Annotated in this window: 4 protein-coding genes and 2 pseudogenes; all 6 read right to left on the reverse strand. The window is 64.1% G+C overall.

Annotated features, from left to right (window positions below; translation table 11 throughout):
• Positions 1-47 precede the first annotated feature (47 nt).
• Positions 48-572 (reverse strand): DUF992 domain-containing protein, encoded by a 525-nt coding sequence (locus tag VGO12_RS28510; RefSeq protein ID WP_327516099.1) that lies wholly within the window; start codon positions 570-572, stop codon positions 48-50.
• Between the two features lie 413 nt (positions 573-985).
• Positions 986-2704 carry a dihydroxyacetone kinase family protein gene (locus VGO12_RS28515; RefSeq protein WP_327516100.1) on the reverse strand — a complete coding sequence of 573 codons (1719 nt, stop codon included), beginning with the start codon at positions 2702-2704 and terminating at the stop codon, positions 986-988.
• A 13-nt stretch (positions 2705-2717) separates the two neighbouring features.
• Positions 2718-3656 carry a sugar phosphate isomerase/epimerase family protein gene (locus VGO12_RS28520; protein WP_327516101.1) on the reverse strand — a complete coding sequence of 313 codons (939 nt, stop codon included), beginning with the start codon at positions 3654-3656 and terminating at the stop codon, positions 2718-2720.
• A 59-nt stretch (positions 3657-3715) separates the two neighbouring features.
• Positions 3716-5255 (reverse strand): annotated as a pseudogene (locus tag VGO12_RS28525) (tripartite tricarboxylate transporter permease).
• 33 nt (positions 5256-5288) lie between these two features.
• The gene (locus VGO12_RS28530; protein WP_327516103.1) at positions 5289-5789 is read right to left on the reverse strand and encodes a tripartite tricarboxylate transporter TctB family protein; all 501 of its coding nucleotides are present in this window, start codon (positions 5787-5789) and stop codon (positions 5289-5291) included.
• Between the two features lie 60 nt (positions 5790-5849).
• Positions 5850-6119 (reverse strand): annotated as a pseudogene (locus VGO12_RS28535) (tripartite tricarboxylate transporter substrate binding protein); the annotation flags it as partial.

Here is a 6119-nt window from a genome sequence, read left to right on the forward strand (position 1 = left end):
CGTCGGCAAGCCGTTGTGGGAGGTGCAACGGCGCTGTCCAAAAGATCTTAGTTGACGGCCGTCAGCGTCATCGACGTGCCGGTGGCAGCGAGGTTGAGGCCGATCTGGCCGGTCACGCTGACCGTCTGCAGATGGATCGAACCGGACGTGCCGCCGACGAGGATGTTTGCACCGATACCGGCGCCGACAGTCGCTTCGGCGGTTGCGCCCTGGTAGAGGCCGCCGAGCGAGCCGCGGTGGTAACCGGCGGTCGGAGCGAACACGGCCCAGATCAGGCGGCTCTGCGTCGTGAAGCCGAGGTCGACACCCATCTTGCGGATCGCGCCGGAATAATGATCCGAGGCTTCGGCACCCATGGTCGAGCGGAAGACGCAGTCGACTTCCTTGGCTGAACCGAGCACATAGCCGACGCCGCCGGCGATGTTGCAATCGAGGTAGCCGATCTTGACGCCGTTGCTGGTGTCGGGCTCGGGCTGCGGCTGGGCAGTTGCGAGATCGGCGGCGTTGGCGGCGATCGCGCTAGCGAGAACCAGAGACGCTGCGGACACCTTCACGGCAAAACTCTTTTTCATTCTTGTCTCCTTCTCGGAACGTCAGAAATGATTGGCATTTAACCGGCGGCACACGAACTCAAGCACATAGCGCACGCTGCAGGAATGACCAGCCATAGCCCGGCATCGGGCAATTCCGTGGCAGCCTCGGGCGCAACCGGAGAATCGTGCGGGTTTCCCCAACAATCAGCTGGGATTGTGATGAAAAAGCCACGTCTGGGGGTTCTAAGCGCCTTTTCTGCCCCAAATCTGATTGGCAGGCGGCTCAATGGGCGGCCCGTCCGCAACCTTCCCGGGCCCGTTCCCACGCATTCCGCGTTCCGGAGATCTCCACCGGACGGAAAAGGCGCGGCAATCACCGAAGGTTGGTCATTGCCGCGAAGATGAACGATCGGGCGATGGCATGCCGCCGCCCGATCCTGCTGTCGTTTGCCTCAGGCCTTGGCGGCCTGATGAAGGAAATCGCCAGAAACGCGCGCCGTCAGCGCCAGCGAAACGGCGCCGGCATCCGGGTGGCCGATGCTCTTTTCGGCAAGCGGGCGGGCCCGGCCGAGCTTCGGCGTCAGGCTGGACGTGGCCTCGGCGGCATCGGTCGCGGCCTTGGCGGCAGCTTTCCACGCGTCCGCCAGCGGCTTTCCGGCGGCAAATTCGCGCTCAAGCGTTTCGACGAAGGGCACCAGCGCATCGACGAGCGTCTTGTCGCCGACGCGGGCACGGCCAAGGCGCGTGACGCCGTCGAGCCCGCGACGGGCGCCGTCGACAACGGCAGCGTCGCTTACCGCCTGCTCGTCGCTTAAGGCGCTGCTCCAGGCGCGAAGCAGCAGGCCCCAGATCGCGCCCGAGGTGCCACCGGCGCGATCGGCCCAGGCGTCGCCAGCAGCTGCAAGCACGCTTGCCGCACCAGCACCCGCAGCAACCGCCGCCTTTGCCGCTTCGTCGGCTGCCGCCGAACCTCGGCGCATGCCCTGCCCGTGGTCGCCGTCGCCGGCAAAGGCATCGATGCGGCCGAGTTCGTCTTCGGCCTGCTTCAGCGTCTCGGCGAGTTCACCAATCAGGCGTGCGATGCACGCGCCGCTCTTTTTCGAAGCGTCCGAGGCGGGAGCAAAGGCGACCGCGATATCGTCGTCGGTCAACGCGTCGGTTGCCGGCTCGGTGGCGATGATCGTGCCCTTGCGCAGCGCTGGCGCGTCACAGGCGGCACGCCAGTAGGTCTCAAGCTCGTCGTTCAGCCACATCAGCGTCAGCGAGCAGCCCTGCATGTCGAGGCTTGTGACGAACTCGCCGCATTCCGGATCGACGATTTCGAGACCGGCGGCTTTCAGTTCCTTCTCGATCGCGACCCAGAGCACGAAAAGCTCTTCATACTTGGTCGAACCAAGGCCGTTCAGAAGCGGTGCAACCTTGAGCGTGCCTTCCGGACGCTCGGCAAGCAGCTTGCCGACCAGCAGCTTGGCGAACTCGGTCGCCGGAACCATCTTTTCTTCGCGGATGCCCGGCTCGCCGTGGATGCCGAGGCCCAGCGCCATTTCGCCCTTCGGCACGGAGAAGAGCGGTCCCTTTGCGCCCGGCAGCGTGCAGCCACCGAAGGCAACGCCGAAGGACACGGTGCGGTCGTTGGCAAGGCGGGTAACGCGCTCGACCTCATCGAGGTCGAGCCCCGCTTCGGCGGCAGCACCGGCAATCTTGAACACGACGAGGTCGCCGGCTATGCCGCGGCGCTTGGCCGGCGTTTCGACCGACGCGCTGGCAACGTCGTCGGTCACCGGCACGATACGCACGTCGATGCCCTCTGCGCGCAGGCGCTCGGCGGCGACACCGAAATTGAGCACGTCACCGGCATAGTTGCCGAAGCCGAGCAGAATACCACCGCCCTGGTCGGCGTGGCGGCAGACGCGCGCGACGGCCGCGGTCGACGGTGAGGCGAAGACGTCACCGGCAACCGCCGCATCCGCCATGCCCGGGCCGACATAGCCGGCGAAGGCCGGATAGTGGCCGGATCCACCGCCGACGACGACGGCGACCTTGCCCTTCGGCACCTTGGTCGAGCGGACGACGCCGCCCTTCACCAGCCGGACGTTGCGTGCGTAGATCGAGCTGAATCCGGCAAGCGCGGTGGTCGCAAAGTCTTCCGGTGCGTCGAAAATTGTGGTCATCGCGTCTCTTCCCTTAGTCGCGAGGCAGAATGCGCCTCAGATAATCCCGGTTGGCGGCACTGACCGAAAGGCCGTCGCCACCGTAGTGCTCGCACAGGAACGGGCTGTTGAAGCCGTGCGCCAGCGCCATGCGGATTGCGGCGCGGTAATTGATCACACCAAACTCCAGCGGCGCCGGATGGGTAACGACGAGGCCCGAGGTCTCGTCTTCGGTGCGGTAGTAGTTCTTGACGTGCCAGTATTTCGCAAAAGGCGCGACCTTGGCCATCATCGGCTGCCAGTGCTCGACCGGCCGGTGCAGGCGCACGAGGTTGCCGAGATCGGCATTGATGCCGACATTGTCCATGCCGACATCGGTGACGAAGCGCACCGCGCTGTCGGCAGAGCCGATATAGGTGTCCTCGTACATTTCAAGCGCAAGCTCGATGCCGAGTTCTTCGGCATGGCGGCCGAGTTCGCGGATACGCTGGACGGCCTTCTGCCAGATCGCCGGGTCGTCGGGGTTCCTGACACCATCGACCGTCCAGAACCACAGCGCCTTCTTCTGTGCGTCGGTGAGCGGCCCGAAAAAGCCGAACGACACCGAGCCGGCCCCGATCTCCGCAGCCGTATCGATCACCCGGTGGCCGTAGGCGAGATGATCATCGCCGTGCTCGGGGTCGATGACGCTGCGCCGCGCCGTCGAGATCGCCGGCATGGAAAGGCCGAGCTCGCGCGTGAGCTTGACGAAGTCATCGCGCCGCGACGGCGACAGATCGGCAAGCCGGATCCAGCTGTCGGTCGGGTCGAGCGCGGTAAAGCCGGCATCGACGACGTCGGCGAGCGTTTCGGCCCACTGTTCGACCGACTGGTCCTGCACCGAGCTGGCATCGGCAAGCACGTTCGGGTACTGGATCATCGCAGCTGCGATCGGCCAGGTCTCCCGGGTCCATTTGCGCACAGTGTTGCCCATGGCTCTCCTCGTCTTTGTCTAATTGTTGGGCTCTATTTGTTGGGGGTGCGGCGGCTCCGTCAAGCCGCCGCGCTGCCGTCACTGTGCGGGGTGGACCGCATCTTGCTTGCGCTTGCGGGCCAGGCCGACCAGCCCGAAGACAAGCGGAGACAGCAGAAGGGCAAGGGCGAGCACCATCAACGAGGTCACCAGCGGGTTCGACCAGAAGATGGTGAGGCTACCGCTCGAAAGCAGCATCGACTGGCGGAAGGCGTCTTCGGCCTTGTCGCCGAGCACCATGGCCAGCACCAGCGGCGCTAAGGGATAGTCGAGCTTCTTGAAGACATAGCCGAGCACACCGAAACCGATGACTAGGAAGATGTCGGAGACCGAGTTGGCCACCTGGTAGGCGCCGGAGAAGATGACGGCGACGATGATCGGACCGATGATCGCAAACGGCACGCGCAGGATCGAGGCGTAGAGCGGCACGGTGGCGATCACCAGGAAGACGGCGACGACGTTGCCGAGATACATGGATGCAATCAGGCCCCAGACGAAGTCCGGCCGCTCGGTGAAGAGCATCGGACCGGGTGTCAGGCCCCAGATCATCAGGCCGCCCATCATCACGGCAGCTGTTGCCGAACCGGGAACGCCGAGCGCCAGCATCGGCAGAAGCGCCGAGGTGCCGGCCGAGTGGTCGGCGGTCTCCGGCGCGACGACGCCGCGCGGGTCGCCCTTGCCGAACATCGACTTGTCGCGGGCCGAGCGACGGGCGACGCCGTAGCTCATGAAGGATGCGGCGGTCGGGCCGGCGGGCGTGATGCCCATCCAGATGCCGATGATCGTCGAGCGGAAGATGGTGAACCAGTAGCGAGGGATCTCGACCAGCGTGCGGCCGATTTCGACCAACTTGACGCGCGCCTTGATGCCTTCGAAGCGAAGGCCCTCTTCCGTCGTCAACAGCAGTTCGCCGATGCCGAACAGGCCCATGACAGCGATCAGGAAGCTGACGCCCTTGATCAGGGTCGGGATGTCGAAGGTGAGGCGCAGGTCACCGGAAATGGTGTCCATGCCGACGGACGCAAGCGCAAAGCCCATCATCATCGAGACAAGCGTCTTGAAGGGCGATTGCGCGCCCATGGAAATGAAGCTTGCAAAGGCGAGGAAGTAGACCGCGAAATATTCGGGCGAGGAGAAACGCAGAGCGAATTTTGCGACCCAGCCGGAAAGCAGCGTGATCATCACAACGCCGGCGAGCGCGCCGATGCCGGCGGAAACGAAGGCGAGCGTGAGCGCCCGGCTTGCCTGCCCGGCCTTGGCCATCGGATAGCCGTCGAAGGTCGTTGCCACCGACGAAGGCTCGCCGGGGATGTTGAACAGGATCGACGTGGTCGAGCCGCCGAACAGCGCACCCCAGTACATGCAGGACAAAAGGATGATGGCCGAGATCGGATCCATCGAGAAAGTCAGCGGCAACAGCAGCGACACGCCGTTAGGCGCGCCAAGGCCAGGCAACACGCCGACGAGGATGCCGAGCGTAACGCCGATCATCATGAGCAGAATATGGTTCCAGCTCAGGATATGGCCAAAGCCATCGATCAAAAGACCGATATTTTCCATGTTATTCCTCCCGGGAAAACGTGGCGGTCGGGATCAATAGATCCCGAACCAGGCCTCGATCGGTCCCTTAAGCAGCGGAACCTTGAAGCCCATCTCGAATACGACGAAGAAGAACAGCGAAACGGCGACGCCGGACGGCAGCGCGATCCACCATTTGTAGCGCCCCTGGAAGAGCATCGTTGTGGCGATATAAAGCGCCGTACCGACATAGAGGCCAAGCCAGGCGGAGACGCCGGCAAAGGCGACGAGCGGCAGAAGGAACGACGCCACCACCTTGGCACGCTTGCCGTCGATGAAGACCTCTCCGGTACCGCGATGTTTCCAGAATGCGTTGATTGCGTTGGCGACGCTTCCAAGTAGGATCAGAAGGCCGACATAGAAGGGAAAGTAACCGGCTTCTGGGCCGAATTCGGTCCATCCCGCGCCGATATCGAGGGACCCGTAGCAGACCGCAGCACCGAAGGCGCCCGTCAGCGCGGCAACGCCAAGCTCAACCGCGAAGCGGGAGATCCCATTCGCACCGTTCTCGCTCATGATCGTGACCTTTCAAAGCGAACGACGGGTGCCCGAAGGCACCCGTCCCAATGTCCCGCCTTAGTTGGCGAGCCAGCCTTCACGCTTCAGCACTTCGCCGACGGCTTCGCCATCCATCTCGATGGCGGCCTTGAAGTCGTCACCGGCGAGGTAGGACGGCGACTGCGAGGTGTCGGTCAGGTACTTCGCCCATTCCGGCGTTTCGGAGACCTTGCGCATCAGGTCGGCATAGAACTTGACCACGTCCTGGTCAACGCCGGCCGGAAGCCACACGGTGCGCGGCATCGAGTAGTTGTCGATGGCGATGCCCTGTTCCTTGCAGGTCGGGAT

The organism is Ensifer sp., from assembly GCF_035999135.1.
In the GTDB taxonomy this organism is placed as follows: domain Bacteria; phylum Pseudomonadota; class Alphaproteobacteria; order Rhizobiales; family Rhizobiaceae; genus Ensifer.